This is a genomic window from Bradyrhizobium sp. WCU1, from assembly GCF_053474805.1.
Genome location: NZ_CM130280.1, coordinates 2083159 through 2107510 on the forward strand (window position 1 = coordinate 2083159; position 24352 = coordinate 2107510).

Annotated in this window: 24 protein-coding genes and 1 tRNA gene; 16 read left to right on the top strand and 9 right to left on the bottom strand. The window is 64.4% G+C overall.

The features are described from left to right. The first annotated feature begins 113 nt into the window (after positions 1-113). The 4 genes from ACTUWL_RS09470 to ACTUWL_RS09485 are packed head-to-tail and all read left to right on the top strand — an operon-like array spanning position 114 to position 1893. Complete coding sequence (locus ACTUWL_RS09470; protein ID WP_021077371.1) at positions 114-428, top strand: ArsR/SmtB family transcription factor; 315 nt, start codon at positions 114-116, stop codon at positions 426-428. After that, entirely contained in the window at positions 421-885 is a 465-nt protein-coding gene (locus tag ACTUWL_RS09475) for an SRPBCC family protein (RefSeq protein WP_021077370.1), read from the top strand. Before ACTUWL_RS09470 ends, ACTUWL_RS09475 begins: the two co-directional genes overlap by 8 nt. Next, positions 878-1345 (top strand): SRPBCC family protein, encoded by a 468-nt coding sequence (locus tag ACTUWL_RS09480; RefSeq protein WP_021077369.1) that lies wholly within the window; start codon positions 878-880, stop codon positions 1343-1345. The genes ACTUWL_RS09475 and ACTUWL_RS09480 overlap by 8 nt, the downstream gene beginning before the upstream one ends. Positions 1346-1377: 32 nt before the next feature. Next, positions 1378-1893, top strand: coding sequence for an SRPBCC family protein (locus ACTUWL_RS09485; protein ID WP_021077368.1), 516 nt, complete (start codon positions 1378-1380; stop codon positions 1891-1893). 3 nt (positions 1894-1896) lie between these two features. Here the strand turns inward: ACTUWL_RS09485 and ACTUWL_RS09490 are convergent, their stop codons facing one another. The 5 genes from ACTUWL_RS09490 to ACTUWL_RS09510 form a co-directional block, all read right to left on the bottom strand. Beyond that, positions 1897-2700 (bottom strand): DUF2189 domain-containing protein, encoded by an 804-nt coding sequence (locus tag ACTUWL_RS09490; RefSeq protein ID WP_021077367.1) that lies wholly within the window; start codon positions 2698-2700, stop codon positions 1897-1899. An 85-nt stretch (positions 2701-2785) separates the two neighbouring features. Continuing rightward, a complete protein-coding gene (locus ACTUWL_RS09495; protein ID WP_021077366.1) occupies positions 2786-4396 on the bottom strand; it encodes an acyl-CoA synthetase in 1611 nt (536 codons plus the stop codon). Positions 4397-4520: 124 nt separating this feature from the next. Further along, positions 4521-4988, bottom strand: coding sequence for a hypothetical protein (locus ACTUWL_RS09500; RefSeq protein ID WP_021077365.1), 468 nt, complete (start codon positions 4986-4988; stop codon positions 4521-4523). A gap of 15 nt (positions 4989-5003) precedes the next feature. Further along, positions 5004-5459, bottom strand: a complete 456-nt coding sequence (locus ACTUWL_RS09505) for a GatB/YqeY domain-containing protein (protein ID WP_021077364.1) — start codon at positions 5457-5459, stop codon at positions 5004-5006. Between the two features lie 58 nt (positions 5460-5517). Continuing rightward, a complete protein-coding gene (locus ACTUWL_RS09510; protein ID WP_021077363.1) occupies positions 5518-6219 on the bottom strand; it encodes an alpha/beta fold hydrolase in 702 nt (233 codons plus the stop codon). A 161-nt stretch (positions 6220-6380) separates the two neighbouring features. Between ACTUWL_RS09510 and carA the strand changes: the two genes are divergently transcribed. The 3 genes from carA to ACTUWL_RS09525 all read left to right on the top strand — a co-directional run bounded on the left by carA (position 6381) and on the right by ACTUWL_RS09525 (position 8827). Then, positions 6381-7574, top strand: coding sequence for a glutamine-hydrolyzing carbamoyl-phosphate synthase small subunit (carA, locus tag ACTUWL_RS09515; RefSeq protein ID WP_021077362.1), 1194 nt, complete (start codon positions 6381-6383; stop codon positions 7572-7574). Between the two features lie 148 nt (positions 7575-7722). Continuing rightward, entirely contained in the window at positions 7723-8220 is a 498-nt protein-coding gene (locus ACTUWL_RS09520) for a PaaI family thioesterase (protein ID WP_021077361.1), read from the top strand. Positions 8221-8305: 85 nt separating this feature from the next. Then, the gene (locus tag ACTUWL_RS09525) at positions 8306-8827 is read left to right on the top strand and encodes a cupin domain-containing protein (RefSeq protein WP_021077360.1); all 522 of its coding nucleotides are present in this window, start codon (positions 8306-8308) and stop codon (positions 8825-8827) included. 162 nt (positions 8828-8989) lie between these two features. On the opposite strand, the gene ACTUWL_RS09530 is transcribed toward ACTUWL_RS09525, so the two are convergent. Then, entirely contained in the window at positions 8990-9532 is a 543-nt protein-coding gene (locus ACTUWL_RS09530; RefSeq protein WP_035650331.1) for a Dps family protein, read from the bottom strand. 123 nt (positions 9533-9655) lie between these two features. Between ACTUWL_RS09530 and ACTUWL_RS09535 the strand changes: the two genes are divergently transcribed. The 5 genes from ACTUWL_RS09535 to ACTUWL_RS09555 all read left to right on the top strand — a co-directional run bounded on the left by ACTUWL_RS09535 (position 9656) and on the right by ACTUWL_RS09555 (position 15885). Further along, the gene (locus ACTUWL_RS09535) at positions 9656-10345 is read left to right on the top strand and encodes a class I SAM-dependent methyltransferase (protein WP_021077358.1); all 690 of its coding nucleotides are present in this window, start codon (positions 9656-9658) and stop codon (positions 10343-10345) included. A 77-nt stretch (positions 10346-10422) separates the two neighbouring features. Further along, a tRNA-OTHER gene (locus ACTUWL_RS09540) sits at positions 10423-10498 on the top strand. A 514-nt stretch (positions 10499-11012) separates the two neighbouring features. Continuing rightward, positions 11013-14477 (top strand): carbamoyl-phosphate synthase large subunit, encoded by a 3465-nt coding sequence (carB, locus tag ACTUWL_RS09545; protein ID WP_021077357.1) that lies wholly within the window; start codon positions 11013-11015, stop codon positions 14475-14477. 197 nt (positions 14478-14674) lie between these two features. Then, the gene (greA, locus tag ACTUWL_RS09550; protein ID WP_089025704.1) at positions 14675-15148 is read left to right on the top strand and encodes a transcription elongation factor GreA; all 474 of its coding nucleotides are present in this window, start codon (positions 14675-14677) and stop codon (positions 15146-15148) included. Positions 15149-15489: 341 nt separating this feature from the next. Next, positions 15490-15885 (top strand): DoxX family protein, encoded by a 396-nt coding sequence (locus ACTUWL_RS09555; RefSeq protein ID WP_021077355.1) that lies wholly within the window; start codon positions 15490-15492, stop codon positions 15883-15885. A 192-nt stretch (positions 15886-16077) separates the two neighbouring features. Here ACTUWL_RS09555 and ACTUWL_RS09560 read toward each other — a convergent pair whose 3' ends face one another. Further along, complete coding sequence (locus ACTUWL_RS09560) at positions 16078-16557, bottom strand: Lrp/AsnC family transcriptional regulator (protein WP_021077354.1); 480 nt, start codon at positions 16555-16557, stop codon at positions 16078-16080. 283 nt (positions 16558-16840) lie between these two features. Between ACTUWL_RS09560 and trxB the strand changes: the two genes are divergently transcribed. From trxB to ACTUWL_RS09575, 3 genes are all read left to right on the top strand, one after another. Beyond that, positions 16841-17806, top strand: a complete 966-nt coding sequence (trxB, locus tag ACTUWL_RS09565; RefSeq protein ID WP_021077353.1) for a thioredoxin-disulfide reductase — start codon at positions 16841-16843, stop codon at positions 17804-17806. A 2-nt stretch (positions 17807-17808) separates the two neighbouring features. Beyond that, a complete protein-coding gene (locus tag ACTUWL_RS09570; protein ID WP_028344089.1) occupies positions 17809-18729 on the top strand; it encodes a LysR family transcriptional regulator in 921 nt (306 codons plus the stop codon). A 506-nt stretch (positions 18730-19235) separates the two neighbouring features. Beyond that, a complete protein-coding gene (locus tag ACTUWL_RS09575; RefSeq protein WP_021077351.1) occupies positions 19236-20150 on the top strand; it encodes a 4-hydroxy-tetrahydrodipicolinate synthase family protein in 915 nt (304 codons plus the stop codon). Positions 20151-20264: 114 nt separating this feature from the next. On the opposite strand, the gene ACTUWL_RS09580 is transcribed toward ACTUWL_RS09575, so the two are convergent. Further along, positions 20265-22655, bottom strand: coding sequence for a heavy metal translocating P-type ATPase (locus ACTUWL_RS09580; RefSeq protein ID WP_021077350.1), 2391 nt, complete (start codon positions 22653-22655; stop codon positions 20265-20267). Positions 22656-22720: 65 nt separating this feature from the next. On the opposite strand from ACTUWL_RS09580, the gene ACTUWL_RS09585 reads away from it, so the two are divergent. After that, positions 22721-22996, top strand: coding sequence for a metal-sensitive transcriptional regulator (locus ACTUWL_RS09585; RefSeq protein ID WP_024581072.1), 276 nt, complete (start codon positions 22721-22723; stop codon positions 22994-22996). Between the two features lie 229 nt (positions 22997-23225). Here the strand turns inward: ACTUWL_RS09585 and ychF are convergent, their stop codons facing one another. After that, positions 23226-24323 (bottom strand): redox-regulated ATPase YchF, encoded by a 1098-nt coding sequence (gene ychF, locus ACTUWL_RS09590; protein WP_021077348.1) that lies wholly within the window; start codon positions 24321-24323, stop codon positions 23226-23228. Positions 24324-24352 lie beyond the last annotated feature (29 nt).

Here is a 24352-nt window from a genome sequence, read left to right on the forward strand (position 1 = left end):
GTGAAGAGCGGACATGGAAACATCCGTGGTCCTTCGATCTGCGCGCCGCCGGATGGCAGTGCCCAAACACGCGCTCTTGACATGCAACCGTTTGGTTGCCTATTATCCGGCCCATGGATGAAGTCTTCAAAGCCCTCGCGGATGCCTCACGGCGGACGCTGCTTGACCGGCTTCACGATCACAACGGACAGACGCTCAGTGAGCTCTGCGACGGGCTCGACATGACGCGCCAGGCCGTCACCAAGCACCTTGTGATTCTCGAGGAGGCCAACCTCGTCACCACGATCAAGCACGGCCGCGAGAAGCTGCACTACCTCAACCCGGTTCCGATCCATCAGATCGGGGAGCGATGGATCAGGAAGTTCGAGCGCGGGAAACTGGCAGCGCTCAGCGAATTGAAAAGACAATTGGAGAAGCGTGATGAGTAAGCCGGACTGCGTCTACGTCACCTATATCGAGACCACGGCCGAGAAGCTGTGGCACGCGCTGACATCGAGCGACTTCACCGAACGCTTCTGGTTCGGCTATCGCGCCAGCTCCGACTGGAAGGTCGGCTCGCCCTACCAGTTGACCAAGGATGGCCGCTGCGCCGTGCAGGGCGAAGTGCTGATCATCCATCCGCCGCACAAGCTCGCCTACACCTGGGACGTGGTGAAGGAAGGCGTCGAGCGCGAGCAGGTCTCGCGCGTGACCTTCGACATCGAACCGCACGGCGGGGTCGTCAAGCTGACCATGACCCACGACAACCTCGGCCCGAAGACGCTGCGCGACGTCTCCGGCGGCTGGCCGATGGTCATTGCCAGCCTGAAGAGCTTCCTCGAGACCGGCCGCGAACTGCCGGCCGAACTGCTCACCAGCGGCGCCAGGGAGCCCTACCATGCCTAAGCCTGAATTCGTCTACGTCACCTACATCGAAACCACGCCGGAGCAGCTGTGGGATGCGCTGACCTCAACTACGTTCACGCGGCAATACTGGTTCGACACCGAGCTGCAATCGGACTGGAAGGTCGGCTCGCCGCTCGCGCTGGTAATGAGCGGCAAGACCACCGACACTGGCGAGATCCTCGAGGCCGACCGGCCGCGGCGTCTTTCCTATACGTTCAAGCACGAGGCCGATCCCGAACTGCGCAAGGAGCCGGCAACCAAAGTCGTGTTCACGCTCGAGCCGTTCGGCAAGATCGTGAAGCTGACCGTGACTCATGAGGGCTTCGGCGTCGGCAGCAAGCTGCTTGACGGCATTTCCAGGGGCTGGCCTGCGATCCTGTCTGCTCTCAAGAGTCTGCTCGAAACCGGCAAGGCGGTCGCGATCCCGCCCGCCGCGCTCGGAATCGACGGCTTCGAATGACAATGAAGATCTATCGAAGGACACGTGCGGACATGAACATCGAGACATTCAAGCCGGCCATCGTCTACGCGATCTACATTGCCGCCACGCCCGAGAAGGTGTGGCAGGCATTGACCGACGCCGAGCTCAGCCGGCAATACTTTTCCGGCAACGCGGTCGAGGTCGATCTCCGGGTCGGCGGCGCCTACGTCGTGCGCACGCCGGACGGCGCCGTGCACATCTCCGGCGAGGTGATCGCATGCGATCCCCTGCGGCGGCTGACCGTGACATTCAACGTCAACTGGCCGCAGCTCGTCGAGAAGCTCGGGCCGACGCTCGTCACCTGGGAGATCGAGCCGGCCGGCGACGGCGTGAAGCTGACCTTGCTGCAATCGCATGATCGCCCGATCAGCGACGACATCCTGTCCGGCGGCCGCGCCGGCTGGCCGGCGATCCTCTCCAGCCTGAAGAGCATGCTGGAGACCGGCAAGGCCATGGTGATCCCGATGCAGCCCCCGCAGCGCATGCTGGACGCGCTGAAGGAATTGGGGATACCGATGCCGGGGTGAGGTTCACTCCCTTCGCAGGATCGGGTCGGCAAAGGAGCCGACCGGGACCACGACGCGGCGATAGAGATGCCAGGTCGCGTGGCCCAGCACGGGAATCGTCACCAGAAGTCCCATGAAATACGGAATCACCGAGACGATCAGCAGCCCGACGATGACCGCCGCCCATCCGATCATCGGCAGCGGGCTCGTCACGACCGCGCGCACGCTCGTGATCATCGCGGTGACGAAGTCGACCTCGCGATCCAGCAGCAGCGGAAACGAGATCACCGTCAGCGAGAACAGGATCAGCGACAGCGCCGCGCCTTCCGCATTGCCGATGGCGAGGAACAACAGCCCCTCATTGGTGGTCAGCACCACGGTCAGAAAGTCGTGAAGGCTGGCAAAGGAGGCGCCGAGCCCGAGTATCAGGGCGATCAACAGCCTCACCTGGTACATCCAGATGATGAACACGAACAGCGTGACGAACGCCATCCAGCCGATTTCGCCGCGTGATCGCAGCTTCGACCAGATCGCACCCAACGTGATCGGCTCATCCACCTCGCGACGCCTGCTGATCTCGTACAGCCCGATCGCGACGAACGGACCGATCAGCGCAAAGCCCGCGGCCAGTGGGTAGGCCAGATAGACCATGCCCAGCGCGGTCAAGCACAGCAGGATCACGTTGCCGCCGAGCATGTAGATGGCGCCGAACATCAATCCGTAGAGCGGGACGGCCTGAAAGTCGCGCAGCCCCTGCCCCAGCGCTTCCGCGATATCCGCCACGCGGATCCTGCGCACCACCGGATCGAACTTGCCAGAGACCGACATCAGCCCTGCCGCGAATGATTGAGCGCGCATCGATGCAGGCGATCGCGAACACCGCATTGACGCCGATCAATATTGTTCTGCGGAGCTAGCCCAGCGCCCGCAGCTCGCGCCGCAGCACCTTGCCCGTCGCCGTCATCGGCAGGCTGTCGGCGAACTGCACGAAGCGGGGATATTCATGCGCGGCGAGCTGCACCTTGACGAATTCCTGGATCTCGCGCGCCAAGGCATCGCCCGGCGCATAACCCGGCCGCAGCACGATCCAGGCCTTGATCGATTCGGTGCGGATCGGATCGGGGATGCCGACCACCGCCGACATCGCGACCGCCGGATGCTTCATCAACGTGTGCTCGATCTCGGAGGGGCCGACACGATAGCCCGCCGTGGTGATGACATCGTCCTCACGGCTGACGTACCAGAAATAGCCCTCCTCATCCTGTACGCCGAGATCGCCGGTCAACAGGAATTCGCCGGCATATTTCTTCGCGGTGGCTTCGGGATTGCGCCAGTACTCGATCATGGTGCAAGGACACGGCTGGCGCACGCCGATGATGCCGCGCTGCCCCCGCGGCAATTCCTCGCCCTTGTCGTTGACGATGCGGATGTCGAAGCCCGGCGTGGCGCGGCCCATCGAGCCGGGGCGGATCGGAAACAGGTTGGAGTTGCTGCCGATCACGAGATTGCATTCGGTCTGGCCGAACACCTCGTGGGCGTCTACGCCGAATGTACTGCGCACCCAGCCGAGCAGCTCACCGCCGAGCGACTCGCCGCCGGTGAAGATGCTGCGCAGCCTGACGCCGGAATTCTTCACATCGGCTTGCCGCATCAGCTTCAGCGCGGTCGGCGGCAGGAACACGTTGCGGATGCCGAGCTCGGCCATCATCTGCATCGCCGCCTGCGGCTCGAACTTGCGGGCGCGGTGGCCGACCATCGGAATGCCGTGGTACCAGAACGCGAACAGGCCGTTGATCAGCCCGCCGATCCAGGCCCAATCGGCCGGCGTCCACATCAGGTCGCCCGGCCGGGGCAGGAAGTTGTGGCACATCTCGACATTGGGCAGATGGCCGAGCACGACGCGATGCGCATGCAGCGCGCCCTTCGGATTGCCCGTGGTGCCCGAAGTGTAGATGATCAGCGCGGGATCGTCGGCCGAGGTGTCGACGGTGGCGAAATCCGGCGACGCCGACTTGATCGCGCCCCAGAACGGTTTGGTGCCGGGCGGCGTCTCGTCGCCAACGATATAGACGCTCTTCAGCTCGGGCAGACGATCGCGGATCTTCGCGATCTTCTCCCAGCCGGCCTCATCGGTGATGATGGCTTTCGCCGCCGAGTTCGACAGGCGGAACTCCAGCGCGTCCTCGCCGAACAGCGCGAACAGCGGAATCGAGATCAGCGCCGCGCGGAACGCGGCGAGGTGCGCGACCGGCAATTCCAGCGATTGCGACAGGAACACCGCGACGCGGTCGCCGCGCACCAGGCCGTCGGCGGTCAGCACATTGGCGAAGCGGCGCGAGGCGTCCGCGACCTCGTCGAACGAGGTGCGCGTGGTACCGCCATCCTCATCGACATAGACCAGCGCGAGACGGCCGCTGCCGTCGGCATGACGGTCGCAGCACGCGGTCGCCATGTTGAAGCGCGCAGGGATATCCCAGCGGAAATCGCGGCAGAGCTCGTCGTAGGTAGCGGCTTGCTTGAGCATAGTGCGCGTCGCTTCCGTCCCTTGTCGTGGCCGAGCTTCGCCCGGCGATCTTGCTCGGGGGGATTGTAAAGACGTGGATGCCCGGGACAAGCCCGGGCATGGCGATACGTGGCCCGGATCGAGTTCAGTCGCCCTGCATGTAGCGGACCGGATTTTCCTTATCCGCCTTGAAGATGTCGGCGGCCTCGGCGAACAGCGCGGCGACGTTCGCCGCATCCAGATCGCCGAACGCGACAAAGCTGAAATTGTTGCCGCCAGCCCGCAATTCGCCGAGCTTGCCGGCGTAGCAGGACACCAGCGGCTTACCGCCGCGGGTCACCGCGACATAGACGCTGATGTAGTTCTTCTGCAGCGCCACGCCGATCACGGGCCAGGCGGCCGTCTTGCCGGACTTGATCGCGTAGCGAAACCCGCCATAGCCGATCATGTTCATGCGCATGCCGGCCTCACCGGCCGGCGTGCCGGCATGAAAATGCCGCCTGAGCGAAGGCGCCGCCTTTCGCATCACCGCATGCAGTTGTTCGAGATCGGCGGTCCGTGCCGGATCAAAGGCGAGATAGGCTTCCAGACTGTCCGCGGCGACACGAAACATCGGAAGCCTCCGCCGCTATCCCGCGAGCGCCGCCTTGACGAGGCCGCTGGCCTTGCCGAAATCCATCTGGCCGGCGTATTTCGCCTTCAGCGCACCAATCACCTTGCCCATGTCCTTGATCCCGGCAGCATTGGTCTCGGCGATCACAGCCGCGATCGCGGCCTTCACGTCGTCATCCGACATCTGCTTCGGCAAGTAAGCCGAGATCACAGCGATCTCCGCGCGCTCCTGGGCGGCGAGTTCGGCACGGCCGCCCTTGTCGTAGAGCTCGACCGATTCCTGGCGCTGCTTGATCATCTTCTGCAAGACGCCCAGGAGATCGGCATCGGAGAGTGGCGGCTTGCCCTGCCCGCGCGCGTCGATATCGGCGTTCTTGATGGTCGAATTGACCATGCGCAGGGTGGAGAGCTTGCGCTCGTCCTTCGCCTTCATCGCTTCCTTGACCGCAGTGTTGATATCGTCGCGCAGCATCTCTGTATCCTTGAACCGGTAATCCCTCCATGTAGGCAGTTTGCAGCGTCAGAACAACCTAGTTCCGCAACCACTGAACCAGCGCTTCGGCACACGCCTGCGGCTGCTCCAGCTGCGGCAGGTGACCGCAATCGGCGAGCACCACGAGCTTCGCCCCGGGAATCCCGTTGGCCATCTCGTCCGACAGCGAATTCGGCACCGTGTTGTCGGTATCCGAGGTCAGCACCAGGGTCGGGCACTTGATCCAGGCCATGCTGGGCCGTGAATCCGGCCGGCTGAGCACCGCATTTTGCTGGCGGATGAAGGCCTCGGCGCCGACATCCTCGCTCATGTCATAGACAATCTGGCGCAGGCTTGCGTCGCCCTGCCGCGACGGATGCACGAAGCCCGGAAACAGTTCGTCGACCACGTCCCGATACTGCCCGCTCCTGGCGCGTTCGATCATGCCGCGGCGGCGAGCGGTCGCCTCCGGCGTGTCGGGGCGCGCCTGGGTGCTCATCAGCGCCAGTTTCGCGACCCGCTCGGGTGCCTGCCGCATGATCTCGAAGGCGATGTAGCCGCCCATCGAATGGCCGGCGAGGGCAAAGCGCGGCGGTGCCTCAGCCAGGATACGGCGGGCGATCGCCCCCATATTGTCGTCCCTGACATGGTTGGCGACCGTGACCGGGCCGCACCGCCACAGCGCCGGGATCACCGGGGCAAAGATCCGCGGCGAGCAGATGAGGCCCGGGACGAGCAGGATCGGCATCGTATTGTCCATGCGGGAGCTCCGGACCGGGTCATTTTCGGCAAGCAAACGACCGCTTCGAGGAACATTAGATTAAGAGGCCGTTCCGGCCTGTCAAATCGGCCGGGATTGCCGTGTGAATCCGCACCCTTTCGCTTTGACGCCGCAGCGTGCGGCCTCTATTTAAAGGGCTCATGACAACCCCCGAAAACGCTCCCGCCTGGCCGGACCACAAACCGACCGCGCTCCTTGTGCTCGCCGATGGTACCGTGCTGGAAGGCTTCGGTCTCGGCGCGGAAGGCCACGCCGTCGGCGAGGTCTGCTTCAACACCGCGATGACCGGCTATGAGGAGATCCTCACCGATCCGTCCTATGCCGGCCAGATCATCACCTTCACCTTCCCGCATATCGGCAATGTCGGTACCAACGAGGAAGACATCGAGACGGTGAACATGGCCGCGACACCCGGCGCGCGCGGCGTGATCCTGCGCTCGGCGATCACGGACCCCTCGAATTACCGTGCCACCCGCCACCTCGACCAGTGGCTGAAGGCGCGCGGCATCATCGGCCTCTCCGGCATCGACACCCGCGCGCTGACCGCGCTGATCCGCTCCAGGGGCATGCCGAATGCGGTGATCGCGCATTCGAAGACCGGCGAATTCGACCTTCACGGACTGAAAGAGGAGGCCCGCGAATGGCCCGGCCTCGAGGGCATGGACCTGGTGCCGATGGTCACCTCCGGCCAGCGCTTCACCTGGGACGAGACGCCCTGGGCGTGGGGCAAGGGTTTCGGCCAGCAGACCGCGCCGGAATTCAACGTGGTCGCGATCGACTACGGCATCAAGCGCAACATCCTGCGCCTGCTCGCCGGAGTCGGCGCCAAGGTGACCGTGGTGCCGGCGACGACGGCAGCCGAGGACATCCTGGCGATGAAGCCGGACGGCGTGTTCCTGTCGAACGGCCCCGGCGATCCCGCCGCGACCGGCAAATATGCCGTGCCCGTGATCCAGAAGGTGATCGCCTCGGGGACGCCGACCTTCGGCATCTGCCTCGGCCACCAGATGCTCGGCCTCGCCGTCGGCGCCAGGACCATGAAGATGCATCAGGGCCATCACGGCGCCAATCATCCGGTCAAGGACGAGACCACCGGCAAGGTCGAGATCACCTCGATGAACCACGGCTTTGCAGTCGACCAGGCGACGCTGCCCGCCGGTGCGACCCAGACCCATATCTCGCTGTTCGACGGTTCCAATTGCGGTATCGCGCTCGAAGGCAAGCCGGTGTTCTCGGTGCAGTATCACCCCGAGGCCTCGCCCGGCCCGCGCGACTCGCACTATCTGTTCCAGCGCTTTGCCGATTTGATGCGGAAGAAGAAGCAAGCGGCGTAGACCGCGGCCACCAGCGCAGTCCTTCGTCGAATAAAGCATGCCCGGACCACCTGGTCCGGGCATGAGCTTTTGTCACGCCTTGCATGAGCGGTTGCTGCCGAGCTACTCGTCATATGATGACGATCATCAAGCAGCAGGATTGTCCGACATGACCGAGAGCGCTACCCCGAAGCCCACCTACGGCGTCTCGTCGATGGAGGTCATGGTGTCGATGCCCGGGCTCGATTTCGTGCGCGGCATCTTTGCCTGCACCCTGCCGGAGCCGCCGATCATGGAGAACGTCGAACCGTTCGACTGCACCGCCGAGACCGGTCATGTGGTAATCCACAGCATCCCGGGCCTGCGCCACTACAACCCGATCGGCTCGGTGCATGGCGGCTACGCCGCGATCCTGCTCGACTCCGCGATGGGGCTCGCGGTGCAGACCACGCTGCCGCAGGGCTTTGGCTACACCACGCTGGAGTTCAAGATCTCCTTCGTCCGCGGCATGAGCCAGGACACCGGCACGATCCGTACCGAGGGCAAGGTGCTCAATGCCGGCCGCCGGGTCGCCACCGCCGAAGCGCGGATCACCGACGGCAAGGGCAAGCTGATCGCACACGCCACCACGACCTGCCTGGTGTTCGAGCTGCCCAAAGCGAACTGAGTTTCCCAGGAACTTGCGGCGCTGACAGCGGGTTGCTCCGCGAATAGATTGCTCACGCGTGCTGAGCACTTACCGGAGGATCGCCATGTCCGCAGTCAAAGCCGGAGCCGAGCCGCTTGCGATGGTCTTTCAAGACGACGGGCTGGTGCCGAACAATCCGATGCCGTTCTTGGTCTACAGGGGCGCGGTCGATGCCGGTCGAGATCCCGAGGCTGCGATCGAGCAGCTGTTCGGCAGCCATGGCTGGGGCGCGATGTGGCGCAACGGCGTCTACGATTTCGCGCATTACCACGCCACCGTGCACGAGGTGCTCGGCGTCGCCCGCGGCCGTGCGCGCGTGCAGTTCGGCGGCGCCAATGGGCAAGCGCTCGAGATCGCAGCCGGCGACGTCGCGATCCTGCCGGCCGGCACCGGGCATCAGTGCCTGTCGGCGAGCGATGATTTTTCCGTGGTCGGCGCCTATCCGCCGGGCCCGCCGATGGATCTGCAACGGCCGACGCCGGAGAATCGCGCCAGGGCACTGAAGACAATCCCGCTGGTCGCGATTCCCGCGACTGATCCAGTCATGGGGAAGGATGGGCCGCTCGTGCGGCTGTGGAAGCGGTAATGCTCCGTCATTGCGAGCGAAGCGACGCAATCCACCTCTCAGCAATGGAGATCACCCGCAGGGTGGGCAAAGCGACGCGAGCCTACCTTCACGCGCACGGAGCAGGGATGGCGGGCACGGCGCCGACGCGCCGCCACCCACCCCCATGCAGCGACACAAGGGCTAAGCCGCGTTGCTGCCTTCCTGACGGCTGGCCTCGAACAGAAACCAGGTGCGCCGCTCGGTTTCGTCGATGAAGGTTTCGAGCAGGCCGGCCGTGCCGGAGTCCTCATGGTCATCGGCGAGCTTGTGTGCCTTGCGCATCGCGGCCGCCATATGCTTGTTGTCTTCCATCAGCTCGCGCAGCATTTCGCGCGGCGGGACATAGGCCTCGTCATTGTCCTTGATGGTCTGATGCTTGGCGATGTCGCCGATCGAGCGCAGCGTCGCGCCGCCGAGCTTGCGCACCCGTTCGGCGAGCTGGTCGGTGGTCGCGAAGATCGCGTCCGACTGCTCGTCGAGCAACAAATGGTAATCACGAAAATTCCGGCCGCTGACATGCCAGTGGAAGTTCTTGGTCTTCAGATACAGCGCGAAGGCGTCGGCCAGCAGCGTGTTGAGCGAGGCCGAAATCTTCTCCACCGCCGCCTGCGGCAGGTCGCTCGGCGTATCGAGATCGGGCGAAATCTTGTCAGTCTTGTGAGTGTCATTCTTGGCTTTGCTCACTTTGCACCTTCCTGTTAGGAACCCGTATTTCGGCGCATTGAACATCGGGCGCCTTACCGCTAACGCATCATCAGCTGCCCTGTTCCAAGATGCGGAACCTCGTTTTGCCGGATACCAAACGCGATGGATGAATGGATCGACTATTACGATTCCACACATACGATTTATGCCAGCCGACTGCACCGCGACCTGCATTTCCAGGTCATCGCAAACGACATCATCGGATACATCACCTCGCCCGACGCCGTGGTGCTGGACTATGCCTGCGGTGAGGCGCTGTCGGCGGTAAAGGTCGCCAATGCCTGCGCGCAGCTCTATCTGGCGGAGCCTGCGCCCGGCGTGCGCGGTCGGCTGGTCGCGCGCTTTGCGTCCGATACCAGGATCCGCGTCCGATCGCTCGATGAGCTGAAGAACATGCAGGCGGACTCGATCGACCTCGTGGTGATGAACTCGGTGGCGCAATACATGACGCCGCAGGAGCTCGATACCGCATTCGACGTTATCCATCGCCTGCTGAAACCCTCGGGGCGTTTCGTGCTCGGCGATATCCTGCGGCCCGAGGTCGGCATGGGCAGGGACGTCATCGCGCTGCTGCGCTTTGCAGCGACCCACGGCTTCCTGCGCGATGCGCTGGTCGGGCTGGCCTCGACCGCGCTGTCGGACTACCGACAGCTGCGCACCAGGATCGGGCTGCAGCGCTATCGCGAGGACGAGATGATCGCAAAGTTCGCCGCCGCGGGGTTCACGGCCACCCGCGCGCCGCGCAACATCGGGCACAATCCGTGGCGGATGACATTCGTGGCTCACCACTGATCAGAGGTTGTAGAGAATATTAGGGTTAACTAAAAGTAAACGTAGCGGCCGCTGAAATAATCAGCAATGATCCCCCCGGCCCGGTGGCGGAAGCTTCGACGCGGCAGTGGTGCAACACTGTTTATCCTGGTTCAAATCCAGGCCGGGCCTCCACGCTTCGCCCTGACGGGCTGCGCGTGGCGCAGCCACGCCGGACCGGCGGGGCAAAGCGTGTCCGGCGTAGCTTGAGCGAAAGCGTAGACGGACGGGACGGCGCCGGAGCATGGCCCCCGCGCGCTGCGAAAACATCGAAAACAACCCCATGCAAAGGAGCCGGCGGCGTGCCGGCATTCGACATTGCAGCTTGACATGTCGGGCAAATCAGCGGCATTATTCTATTATCCCGAAATTGTTCCGGTGCGCCTCACCCCTGCGATGGGACATCGCCGTGGCCGCATGCGATTGCCCTCCCGACCACCCCAACCGGCCTACGCCGAATGCGAATTTTTCCCCGAGAATCGCGGTTGATTGGGCGCTTTTGGGGGTTTCGCGGGTGCGGAAACTGGTCTAAAGACCACCCGCGCGCGAGGGATCGCGCTTCCGGCGCTGCAAGATGTAGCGCATGGCTCGAGGGACGCGCGGGAAGCGCGCCCTTTTTTTGTGCCCAAATTCCAGTCCGCGAGAGCTGATGCCCAAAAGAACCGACATCTCCACCATCCTGATCATCGGCGCCGGCCCCATCGTGATCGGCCAGGCCTGCGAGTTCGACTATTCCGGCACGCAGGCGGTGAAGGCTCTCAAGGAGGAGGGTTACCGCGTCGTCCTCGTCAATTCCAATCCGGCCACCATCATGACCGATCCGGAACTGGCGGACGCGACCTATATCGAACCGATCACGCCCGAGATCGTCGGCAAGATCATCGAGAAGGAACGCCACGTCATTCCGGGCGGCTTCGCGCTGCTGCCGACCATGGGCGGCCAGACCGCGCTGAACTGCGCGCTGTCGTTGCGCCGCCAGGGCACGCTCGACAAGTTCGACGTCGAGATGATCGGCGCCACCGCTGATGCGATCGACAAGGCCGAGGACCGCCAGCTGTTCCGCGAGGCGATGACCAAGATCGGGCTCGAGACGCCGAAATCGCGGCTCGCCAACGCTTCGGCGCTGAAGAAGACCTACCGCGACAAATACCTCGCCGAGCGGGAGAAACTGTCCGGCGCGGCGCTCGAAGAGCTCGAGCGGCAGTGGACCCTCGGCGAGAACGACCGCCGCAAGCGCTATCAGGAGCACGCGTTCGGCGAGGCGCTGATGGCGCTGTCCGAGATCGGCCTGCCTGCGATCATCCGGCCGTCCTTCACCATGGGCGGCACCGGCGGCGGCATTGCCTACAACAAGGAAGAGTTCCTCGACATCATCGAGCGCGGGCTCGATGCGTCGCCGACCAACGAGGTGCTGATCGAAGAGAGCGTGCTCGGCTGGAAAGAGTACGAGATGGAGGTGGTGCGCGACAAGAAGGACAATTGCATCATCATCTGCTCGATCGAGAACCTCGATCCGATGGGCGTGCATACCGGCGATTCCATCACCATCGCGCCGGCGCTGACCTTGACCGACAAGGAATACCAGGTGATGCGTGACGCCTCGCTGGCGGTGCTGCGCGAGATCGGGGTCGAGACCGGCGGCTCCAACGTGCAGTTCGGCATCAATCCGGCCGACGGCCGCATGGTCGTGATCGAGATGAATCCGCGCGTGTCGCGTTCGTCGGCGCTGGCGTCGAAAGCCACCGGCTTCCCGATCGCCAAGGTCGCTGCCAAGCTCGCGGTCGGCTACACGCTGGATGAGATCGCCAACGACATCACCGGCGGCGCCACACCCGCCTCGTTCGAGCCGACCATCGACTACGTCGTCACCAAGATTCCCCGCTTTGCGTTCGAGAAATTCCCCGGTGCCTCCTCCACGCTGACCACGTCGATGAAGTCGGTCGGCGAAGTGATGGCGATCGGCCGCACCTTCCAGGAGAGCCTGCAGAAGGCGCTGCGCGGGCTCGAGACCGGCCTGACCGGGCTCGACGAAATCGAGATCGAGGGGCTCGGCCGCGGCGACGACAAGAACGCGATCCGCGCCGCGCTCGGCACGCCGACGCCGAACCGCATCCTGCAGGTCGCGCAGGCGATGCGGCTCGGCTGGAGCGACGAGGAGATCTTCAACTCCTGCAAGATCGATCCCTGGTTCCTCGCGGAGATGCGCGCCATCGTCGAGATGGAGGACAAGGTCCGCAATAACGGCCTGCCGCCGAACGCGTTCGGCATGCGGACGTTGAAGGCGATGGGCTTCTCCGATGCCCGCCTCGCCGTGCTCACCGAAACCACCGAGGCCGACGTCACCGCCAAGCGCCACGCGCTCGGCGTGCGCCCGGTGTTCAAACGCATCGACACCTGCGCGGCCGAGTTCGCCTCGCCCACCGCCTACATGTATTCGACCTATGAGCGGCCGTTCGCCGGCGAGCTTGCCGACGAGAGCGCACCGTCGGACCGCAAGAAGGTGATCATCCTCGGCGGCGGGCCGAACCGCATCGGCCAGGGCATCGAGTTCGACTATTGCTGCTGCCATGCCTGCTTCGCGCTCGAGGACGCAGGTTACGAGACCATCATGGTCAACTGCAATCCGGAGACGGTGTCGACCGACTACGACACCGCGAACCGTCTGTACTTCGAGCCGCTCACCGCAGAGGACGTGCTCGAGATCGTCGCGACCGAGCGCACCAACGGCACGCTGCACGGCGTGATCGTGCAGTTCGGCGGCCAGACCCCGCTGAAGCTTGCCCGCGCGCTCGAAGCCGCCGAAGTGCCGATCCTCGGCACCTCGCCCGACGCGATCGACCTCGCCGAGGACCGTGACCGCTTCAAGCGCGTGCTCGACAAGCTGCGCCTCAAGCAGCCGAAGAACGGCATCGCCTATTCGGTCGAGCAGGCCCGCCTGGTCGCCGCCGATCTCGATTTGCCGCTGGTGGTGCGTCCGTCCTACGTGCTCGGCGGCCGTGCGATGCAGATCATCCGCGAGGAGACCCAGCTCAACGACTACCTGTTGGGAACGCTTCCTGAGCTCGTGCCCGCCGATGTCAAGGCGCGCTACCCGAACGACAAGACCGGGCAGATCAACACCGTGCTCGGCAAGAACCCGCTGCTGTTCGACCGCTATCTGTCTGACGCCACCGAGGTCGACGTCGACTGCCTGTCCGACGGCAAGGATACCTTCGTCGTCGGCATCATGGAGCACATCGAGGAAGCCGGCATCCACTCCGGCGATTCCGCGTGCTCGCTGCCGCCGCACTCGCTCGACGCCAGCACCATCGAGGAGCTGGAGCGGCAGACCCGCGAGCTCGCGCTCGGCCTCGACGTGGTCGGCCTGATGAACGTGCAATACGCCATCAAGGACGGCGAGATCTACGTGCTCGAGGTCAACCCGCGCGCGTCCCGCACCGTGCCGTTCGTCGCCAAGGTGATCGGCACGCCGGTCGCCAAGATCGCGGCGCGGATCATGGCCGGCGAGAAGCTCGCCGACTTCAAGCTGAAGAAGAAGAAGCTCGGCCATGTCGGCGTCAAGGAATCGGTATTCCCGTTCGCGCGCTTCCCCGGTGTCGACACCGTGCTCGGACCGGAGATGCGCTCGACCGGCGAAGTGATGGGCCTCGACCGCTCCTTCGAGGTCGCATTCGCCAAGAGCCAGCTCGGCGGCGGCACGCGTGTGCCGCGGCAGGGCACCGTGTTCGTCTCGGTGCGCGGCGACGACAAGATGCGCATCGCGGACGCGGTGCGGCTGTTGCACTCACTCGGCTTCAAGGTGATGGCGACCTCGGGCACGCAGCGCTATCTCAGCGACAACGGCGTGCCGACGGAAAAGGTCAACAAGGTGCTCGAAGGCCGTCCGCACATCGTCGACGCCATCACCAATGGCGACGTCCAGCTGGTCTTCAATACCACCGAAGGTCCGCAGGCGCTGGCCGACAGCCGTTCGCTGCGGCGGGCTGCCCTCTTGCATAAAGTGCCATATTACACCACTCTTTCAGGCGCGGTGGCGGCCGCACGGGGGATCCGGGCCTATCGGGACGGGGACCTTGAGGTCCGCACGCTTCAGAGTTACTTTTCCGAAAGCTGACCGCTGCCCGGGCCAAATGCCCGAAGCGGTCAATTAGCCGAATGGCTGGAACTCACCGCGCGATTGGATGTTGTCACGGCCCTTAGCGGGGCCGAAAATCACTGGGCTTCCGGGCGCGCTTGCGCCCTGATTCCTGCGTTAGCTGAACTGGATATTCCTGCACAGCCGCCGGGCGCGCAGGATGAAGGACGAAGATGATGGATAAGGTTCCGATGACCGCGGGCGGATACGCCGCGCTGACGGACGAGTTGAAGCGGCGCCAGTCGGAGGATCGTCCGCGCATCATCGAACACATTGCGGAAGCGCGCTCGCACGGCGATCTCTCGGAGAACGCCGAGTATCACGCTGCCAAGGAAGAGCAGTCGCACAACGAGGGCCGCATCGCGGAGCTCGAGGACAAGCTGGCGCGCGCCGACATCATCGACATTTCGAAACTGTCCGGCGACACCATCAAGTTCGGCGCGACCGTGACGCTGATCGACGAGGACACCGAGAAGAAGGCGGTGTGGCAGATCGTCGGCGAGGTCGAGGCCGATGCCAAGAAGGGCCGCATCTCGATCACCTCGCCGCTCGCGCGCGCGCTGATCGGCAAGAAGAAGGGCACCACCGTCGAAGTGATGGCGCCCGGCGGCGCCAAGGCCTACGAGATCACCAAGGTCGAGTGGCGCTAGTTACCTCGATGTGACTGGTGCAAAAAAGCCGCGCATCGCACGCGGCTTTTTTTGTGCCCGCGTTTTACCCCCGGTCTGACAGCAATGTGAGTGGAGGGCCGCGGCGCGCCATACTAGGGAGGCCACGACATGTTTATGCAATATAATCATGTCGGGGGACTGCGGCTCGGCTGACGATTGCATCGCAGCGCGTCCCCGCGTCACTGGTGTGTTCTCTCGCAACTGCAATCGCGCGAGGAATGATTCCAGGTGCAAGGTGTTGACATCACACTCCGGTGGCGGACACCGTGTGGTTCTGCATCGTGCAATGTTCCAGCGTGTCAAACAGGGGGTAAATGACAATGGACCAGACACTATCCAAGCTTCAGCCGCTGGCGCTCAGCCTGTTTCGCTTCATCACGGGGCTGCTGCTGTTTCAGTTCGGCGTCGCCAAGCTTTTCAAATTCCCACCCGGGACGATGTTCGAGAAAGTCGAACTGTTCTCATTGATCGGCGCGGCCGGCACGCTCGAACTGATCCTGGGCGGATTGCTGATGATCGGCCTCTTTTCGCGGATCGTGGCCTTCGTCCTGGCAGGCGAAATGGCCTTCGCCTACTTCATGGGCCATTTCCCCAAGGGCTTCTATCCGCTGCTCAACAACGGCAGCCTTGCAATCGCATTCTGCTTTGCCTGCCTATATCTCGCGACCTCGGGCCCGGGCCCGATCAGCGTCGACGCCGCGATAGGCAAGAGGTAACGGACCAAGAACTAGCCGGCATCGTCATTGCGAGCCAACGGGTCGCCCGAATGCGCGCCCGATGACAGGCTCCGCGAAGCAATCCATCTGTCCGCACATGCGGCGTGATGGATTGCTTCCGCCTTCGCCAAGGCTATGGCGGACAAGTCGTCGCTTCGCTCCTCGCAATGACGGTGGATGTGATCGAGCGCGTCAGCCCGCAACCTTCACGCCCAGCGGCACCGCGGCCTCATATTTCGAATTGTGCAGCACCAGCGACGTCCTGACGTTGCGCACGTGCGGCGCGGCGGTCAGGTGGGTGACGAAATCCTGGAACGTCGCCATGTCGGGGGCGACGCATTTGAGGATGAAATCGACTTCGCCCGACAGCATCCAGCATTCCCGTACCAGCGGTTCGCCGCGCACGAAATTCTCGAAGGCGCGGAGATCGGCATCGGCCTGGCTCGACAGGTGCACCGAGGCGAACACCGTGACGTCGTAGCCGAGGCGGCGCGGATCGAGCAGGCCACGGTATCCCTGGATGTAGCCTTCCTCTTCTAGCGCCCGGACCCTGCGCAGACAGGGCGGCGGCGAGATCCCGACCCGTTTGGCGAGTTCCACATTGGTGATTCGGCCATCGGCCTGGATCTCGGCGAGGATTTTGAGGTCGATCTCGTCAAGGTTCTTCGACACGCGACTGCAGTTCCTTAGAAGTTTGAAAGTCTTGGCTGGTCTGCCGGCAACTCTCATAGCGCAGCCGACCGGCATTGCGCAATTTTATTGCGCGTGCAGCGCACGATTTCGCGAATGTGACTTCAGTTCCGGGGAAAATTCGCTGCCATGGATTGCAATTCTTGCATAGCTACCCAGATATCCTAGACTTGGATTTGACACTTTTGGCGCCGCCGTGACCTGCTTCCGGGGCGCTTCCCGCACAAGTCCTTGATCAAAATCCCCAAAAGAGAGGGATCTCAAAATGCCCGCGCCTCCCCATGCCAAGGTCGTCATCATCGGGTCCGGCCCCGCCGGTTACACCGCAGCGATCTACGCAGCGCGCGCGATGCTCGAACCGATCCTGATCCAGGGCATCCAGCCGGGCGGGCAGCTCACCATCACCACCGACGTCGAGAACTATCCGGGCTTCGCCGACGTGATCCAGGGCCCCTGGCTGATGGAGCAGATGGAGAAGCAGGCGGCCCATGTCGGCACCAAGATCGTCACCGATCTCGTCACCAAGCTGGAGCTCGGACAACGGCCGTTCCGCCTGACCTGCGATTCCGGCGACGTCTATCTCGCCGAGACCGTCATCCTCGCCACAGGCGCCCAGGCGCGCTGGCTCGGTCTGCCCTCGGAAGAGAAATTCCAGGGCGGCGGCGTCTCGGCCTGCGCGACCTGTGACGGCTTCTTCTACCGCGGCAAGGAAGTCGTGGTGGTCGGCGGCGGCAACACCGCGGTCGAGGAAGCGCTGTACCTCACCAATCATGCCTCCCAGGTCACCATCGTGCATCGCCGCGATCACTTCCGCGCCGAGCGCATCCTGCAGGAGCGGCTGTTCAAGCATCCCAAGATCAAGGTGGTGTGGGATTCCGCGATCGACGAGATCTGCGGATCGCAGAACCCGAACAAGGTCACCCATGTGCGGCTCAAGAACGTCAAGACCGGCGCGCTGACCGACCTCAAGACCGACGGCGTCTTCATCGCGATCGGCCATGCGCCGGCGACCGAACTCGTCAAAGGCCAGATCAAGCTGAAACCGTCGGGCTATGTCGAGGTGGCGCCGAACTCCACGGCGACCTCTGTGCCCGGCCTGTTCGCCGCGGGCGACGTGGCGGACGAGACCTTCCGGCAGGCGGTCACCGCCGCCGGCCTCGGCTGCATGGCCGCGCTCGAAGCCGAACGCTTCCTGGCTCTCCGCGCGAGCGATCGCGCAGCGGCGGAATAATCATGGCACGATCTCGCGACGGATTTACGGATATGGATTGGGACAAGCTGAAGGTCTTTCACGCGGCGGCGGAAGCTGGCAGCTTCACGCATGCCGGCGAGCAGCTTGGCCTGTCGCAATCGGCGGTCTCCCGCCAGGTCAGCGCGCTGGAGCAGGAACTCTCGGTCTCGCTGTTCCACCGCCATGCCCGCGGCCTGATCCTGACTGAACAGGGCGACCTCCTGTTCCGCACCGCGCATGACGTGTTCATGCAGCTGCAGGCGGCGCGCGCCAAGCTCACCGACAGCCGCGAGCGGCCGAGCGGCGACCTCAAGATCACGACCCCGCCGGCGCTCGGCATCAACTGGCTGATCCCGCGACTCGACGAGTTCACCGCGCTCTATCCGGACATCCGGATCTCGCTGATCGTCACCGACGAGGACCTCGACCTGTCGATGCGCGAGGCCGACGTCGCGATCCGCACCCGCAAGCCGACCCAGCCGGACCTGATCCAGCGCAAGCTGTTCTCGATCGGCTTCCATGCCTATTGCTCGCCGGAATACATCAAGCGCTTCGGCACGCCGCGCACGCTGGATGATCTCGACTCGCACCGCATCATCATGCTCGGCGACTCGCAGGTGCCGCCGCATCTGCAGAACCGCAGCTGGCTGATCGACGCCGGCCGCAACGGCTCCGGTCCGCGCGAGCCCTACTTCAAGGTCAACAACATCCTGGGGTTGGTGCGCGCCTGCCAGCAGGGCCTCGGCATCGCCGCGCTGCCGGATTATCTGGTCGAACAGAACAATCTCGTGCAGCTGTTCGGCGAGTCCGACTCGATCGCGCTCGACACCTACTTCGTCTATCCGGAAGAGCTGAAGACAGTGGCCCGGGTGCAGGTGTTCCGCGACTTCGTGGTGAGCAAGGCGCAGCGCTGGCCGTCCTGATTAAGCCTGCCTTATGGGCGGGGTTATGGGGCTTCCGCGCTGGGGCAACAGGCCCCTGACTCTCCGCATGACTGACATGCGAGCTGGAGTGTTGCTGCAAGGCGTCGATGGGGATCATAGTGGTGACACGCTGAGCGGTCGCGTCGCGCATATGTCCCCCTCCTCCAGTGGCGCGGAAGTTCAGTAATCCCTCTTGGAAGGTGATTGTGTCGGCCTCACGTGGCCAATACCTTAAGCCGGGCTCGCTTGAGCCCGGCTTTTTTTCGTCGCCAACGTGCCGCACGTCACGGTCAGCACGTGCATTGACAACAACCTCGCAGCGCAGCATCATTATCGCATGATCACGACTTCGTGCGCCGCTCTCTCGTCGAAAAAAGCTCCCCTTCCGGGGACACGAGATCGCGCGCGATAAGATCACCTTCGCATTCAACGATCCCGAAACCCCGCCGCTAGGACGGGGTTTTTTGTTGGTCCCGTCTCCGGCTTGTCCCCTGAGGAGATGGAACATGACTGAGCTGCACCAGCAATTGCAGGGCCTCTGGCTTCCTTTGATCACGCCGTTCCGCGACGGCGAACTCGACGTCACCTCGCTGCGCCGCCTGGTGCGGCACTATGCCGGCGGCCCCGTCGACGGCTTCATTCTCGGTGCAACCTCCGGTGAAGGCATGGCGCTGAGCACCGATGAGCTGGAGGGGCTGGTCAGCGTCGTGCTCGACGAGCTCAGTGCCAGCTCCCGCCATCTGCCGGTCTGCCTCGGGCTGTCAGGCGCCTCGACCGCCAGGATGAAGGAAGCGCTGGATGATACCGCCGACTGGCCGATCAACGGCTATCTGATCGCGAGTCCGTATTACATCAGGCCCTCGCAGCGTGGGCTGGTGCAGCACTTCAACGCGCTTGCCGATCATGCGTCGTGGCCGATCGTGCTCTACAACATTCCCTATCGCACGGCGGTGAACCTCACCAATGAGACGCTGCTGGCGCTCGCGGAACATCCGAACATCGCCGGCATGAAGGATTGCTGCGCCGACCGCGCGCAGTCGATCGACTTTCTGAACCGGCGGCCGGCCGGCTTCCGCGTGCTGACCGGCGAGGACGCGCAGACCTTCGATGCGCTCTCCGACGGCGCCGACGGCGCGATCCTGCTGTCCGCACATCTGGAGACCGACACCTTCGCCTCGATCCGCACGCTGCTGCGGCAGGGCAAGCGCGACCTCGCGCTGACCGCCTGGCAGAGCGTCGTCGGCCTGACGAGGCTGCTGTTCGCGGAACCCAGCCCCGCGCCGGCCAAGCACTGGCTGTGGCGGCAGCGGCTGATCGACAGTCCCGAGGTACGGCTGCCGATGGTCGAGGTGAGCGAGGATCTCGCAACCTGGCTCGATGCCGAGATGGAGCGCCGCGCGCAGCTGTTGCTGCCGGCGTAACTTTTGCAATCTTCGTAGCCCGGATGGAGCGAAGCGCAATCCGGGGCCATCTCCACGTGATGCGACCGGCCCCGGATTTCGCTACGCTCCATCCGGGCTACCGATCGTGATAGCTCAATCCAGCTTCACCCGCGACACCCGCAGCGCGTTGCCGATCACACTGACCGAGGACAGCGCCATCGCGGCAGCGCCGACCATCGGCGACAGCAGGATGCCGAACAGCGGATACAGCACGCCGGCCGCGATCGGCACGCCGGCGGCATTGTAGGCGAACGCGAACGCCAGGTTCTGGCGAATGTTGCGCATGGTCGCGACCGACAAGCGCCGCGCGCGGACGAGGCCCATCAAGTCCCCGGTGAGCAGCGTGATGCCCGCGCTCTCGATGGCGACGTCGGTGCCGCCGCCCATCGCGATGCCGACATCGGCCGCAGCCAGCGCCGGCGCATCGTTGACGCCATCGCCGGCCATCGCGACGATGCGGCCCTCGCCGCGCAGCCGCTGCACGACCTCGCTCTTGCGCTCCGGCAGCACGCCGGCCTCGACCTCGTCGATACGAAGCGTCTTCGCCACCGCGCGCGCGGTGGTCTCATTGTCGCCGGTCAGCATCACGATGCGCAAGCCGTCGGCGCGTAGCGCTCGCAACGCATTGGCCGCCGACGGCTTGATCGGATCGGCGATCGCGATCACGCCGGCGACACGACCATCGACCGCGACATAGATCGCGGTCGCGCCATCGCGCCGCGCAGCCTCGGCGGTCTGGTCCAGCGTTGCCGTCGAGATCTTCAGTTCGGCCATCAGCACCGCGTTGCCGAGCGCAACCTGCTTGCCCTCGACCGTACCGGTCGTGCCCTTGCCGGAGGGCGAAGTAAAATTGGTGACGGCGGATGATGCGAGCTTGCGCTCCTTGGCTGCCGCGATGATCGCCTGCGCCAGCGGATGCTCGCTGCCCTGCTCGACACCGGCGGCGAGGCGCAGCAGATCGCCCTCGTCAAACCCTTCCGCCGCGATGATGCGCACCACCTTCGGCTTGCCTTCGGTCAGCGTGCCGGTCTTGTCGAGCACCAGCGTATCGATCGCCTCCATCCGCTCCAGCGCCTGCGCGTCGCGGATCAGGATGCCGGAATGCGCGCCGCGGCCGACACCGACCATGATCGACATCGGCGTCGCCAATCCGAGCGCGCAGGGACAGGCGATGATCAGCACCGTGACGGCTGCGACCAGCGCGAAGGTCAGGCGCGGCTCGGGACCGAACACCGTCCAGGCGATGAAGGCGAGCACGGCAGCGGCGATCACCGCCGGCACGAACCAGCCGGCGACGCGATCGGCAAGCCGCTGGATCGGCGCGCGCGAGCGCTGCGCCTTCGCCACCATGTCGACGATCCGCGACAGCATGGTGTCGCGGCCGACCTTCTCGGCCCGCATCACGAGGCCGCCACTCCGGTTGACGGTGCCGCCGATCACGTTCGCGCCTACCGACTTGGTGACCGGCATCGATTCACCCGTCACCATGGATTCGTCGATGACCGCGCTGCCCTCGATGACGACACCATCCACCGGCACTTTCTCGCCGGGGCGCACGCGCAGGCGGTCACCGACCTTGATCGCGTCGATGTCGATGTCCTCGTCGCCATGATCGGTGACGCGCCGCGCGGTCTTCGGCGCAAGGCCGAGCAGCGCGCGGATCGCGCCCGAGGTCTGCGCACGGGCGCGCAGCTCCAGCACCTGGCCGAGCAGCACCAGCACCGTGATCACGGCCGCCGCCTCGAAATACACCGCGACCGCGCCATGCATGTCGCGGAACGCGGGCGGGAAGAGCTGCGGCGCCAGCGTAGCGACGACGCTGTAGAGATAGGCGACGCCGGTGCCGATCGCGATCAGCGTGAACATGTTGAGATTGCGGGTGACCAGCGACTGCCAGCCGCGCACGAAGAACGGCGCGCCGGCCCACAGCACGACCGGCGTCGCCAGCACGAACGAGATCCAGTTCGACCAGCCCATCGGTACCAGGTGCATCAACCCGAGATGGCTGCCCATCTCGAGCACGAACACCGGCAGCGTGAGCGCGAGGCCGATCCAGAACCGCCGCGTCATATCGATCAGCTCAGGGTCGGGTCCGTCGTCGAGCGAGACCTGCTCGGGCTCCAGCGCCATGCCGCAGATCGGGCAGCTGCCGGGACCGACCTGACGTACCTCGGGGTGCATCGGGCAGGTGTAGATCGTGCCGGCAGGCGCCGGCGGCTCCGCCTCGCGGGGCTTGAGGTACTTCTCGGGATCTGCCTCGAAGCGCTCGCGGCAGCGGCCGCTGCAGAACAGATACTCCTCGCCCTTGTAGCTGAAGCGGTGCTTGGCAGTCGCCGGGTTGACCTTCATGCCGCAGACCGGATCGATCGCGAAGGCCGCCTCGGCGGGCGTGGTGCCGTGATCATGCTTGCCGCCGCAGCAGGAATGCGCGGCCGCGCCATGATGATGATCTCCGTGCGAATGGTCGTGCTGCGCCTGTGCCACGAAACCCTTTCCCGGCCGTATCCCGGCCTCTTGATCTTCATACCCTAGGGGGGTATATGAGACGGATGAGAGACGAGGTCAAGACATCCTGTTTAAAACGGCTCAAACGGATCGAGGGTCAGATCCGCGGGCTGGCCACCATGGTCGAGGAAGATCGTTACTGCATCGACGTGGTGACGCAGATCGCGGCGGCGCGCGCGGCGCTGCGCCGCGTCGAGGAGGAAGTCCTGCGCGATCATGTGGCACATTGCGTCGAGCATGCGATCTCGTCCGGCGACAAGGCCGACCAGCGGCGCAAGATCACCGAGCTGATGGACGTGATCGGGCGCGCGGATCGGTGAGGTGTCAGAGCTACCGCGTACTCGGTGTCGTCCCTGCGAAAGCAGGGACCCATACACAGGACGTTAGGATAGAGCGAGCTGGCGCCACAGCGTAGCGCAAGAACTGCGCCCTGTGGTTACGGGTCCCGGGTCGCGCTTCGCTTGCCCGGGACGACGTGGGAAAGAGCAGCGGCCTCAGGTTCAACGTCGTCCCGGCCTTCGCCGGGACGACGTTGAGGAGAGATCGTGTTTAGGTATTAAATCTGAAATGCATCACGTCGCCATCGGCGACGACGTAGTCCTTGCCTTCGAGCCGCAGCTTGCCGGCATCGCGTGCGCCGGCTTCGCCGTTGCCGGCGATATAATCCTCATACGCGATGGTCTCGGCGCGGATGAAACCCTTCTCGAAATCGGTATGGATCACGCCGGCGGCGGCAGGCGCCTTGGTGCCGCGGTCGATGGTCCAGGCACGCGCTTCCTTCGGGCCGACGGTGAAATAGGTGATGAGGTCGAGCAGCCGGTAGCCGGCGCGGATCAAGCGATCGAGCCCGGCTTCTTCGAGGCCCAGCGTCTCCAGGAAGTCGACACGCTCCTCGCGCGACAGCGTCGCGATCTCGGATTCGATCTTGGCGGAGATCACGACCGCGACCGCGCCCTCCTGCTTCGCACGCTCGAACACCGCCTTGGAGAAATTGTTGCCGTCCTTCGCCGAGCCTTCCTCGACGTTGCAGACGTAGAGCACGGGCTTCGAGGTCAAGAGGCCGAGCATGCGGAACGCGCGCTCCTCCTCCGGCTTGCGCTCCAGCCCGCGGGCCGGCTTGCCGTCGCGCAGCAGCACCAGCGCGCGGTTGACGAGCTCGAGCTGTTCCTTGGCATCCTTGTCGTTGCCCTTGGCCTTCTTGGTGAGGTTGTCGACGCGCTTCTCGAGGCTGTCGAGGTCCGACAGCATCAGCTCGGTCTCGATGGTCTCGATGTCGGCGAGCGGCGCGATCTTGCCTTCGACATGGGTGATGTCGGAATCCTCGAAGCAGCGCACCACATGGGCGATGGCGTCGACCTCGCGGATGTTGGCGAGGAACTGGTTGCCGAGACCTTCGCCCTGCGAGGCGCCGCGCACCAGGCCTGCGATATCGACAAAGGTCAGCCGGGTCGGGATGATCTGCGCGGATTTGGCGACTGCTGCGAGCTTGTCCAGCCGCGGATCGGGCACCGCCACCTCGCCGACATTCGGCTCGATGGTGCAGAACGGATAGTTGGCCGCTTGCGCCGCCGCCGTCTCGGTCAGCGCATTGAACAGCGTCGACTTGCCGACGTTAGGCAGCCCGACGATCCCGCATTTGAATCCCATGTCTTCCTCTATCCATCTTCATCACGACC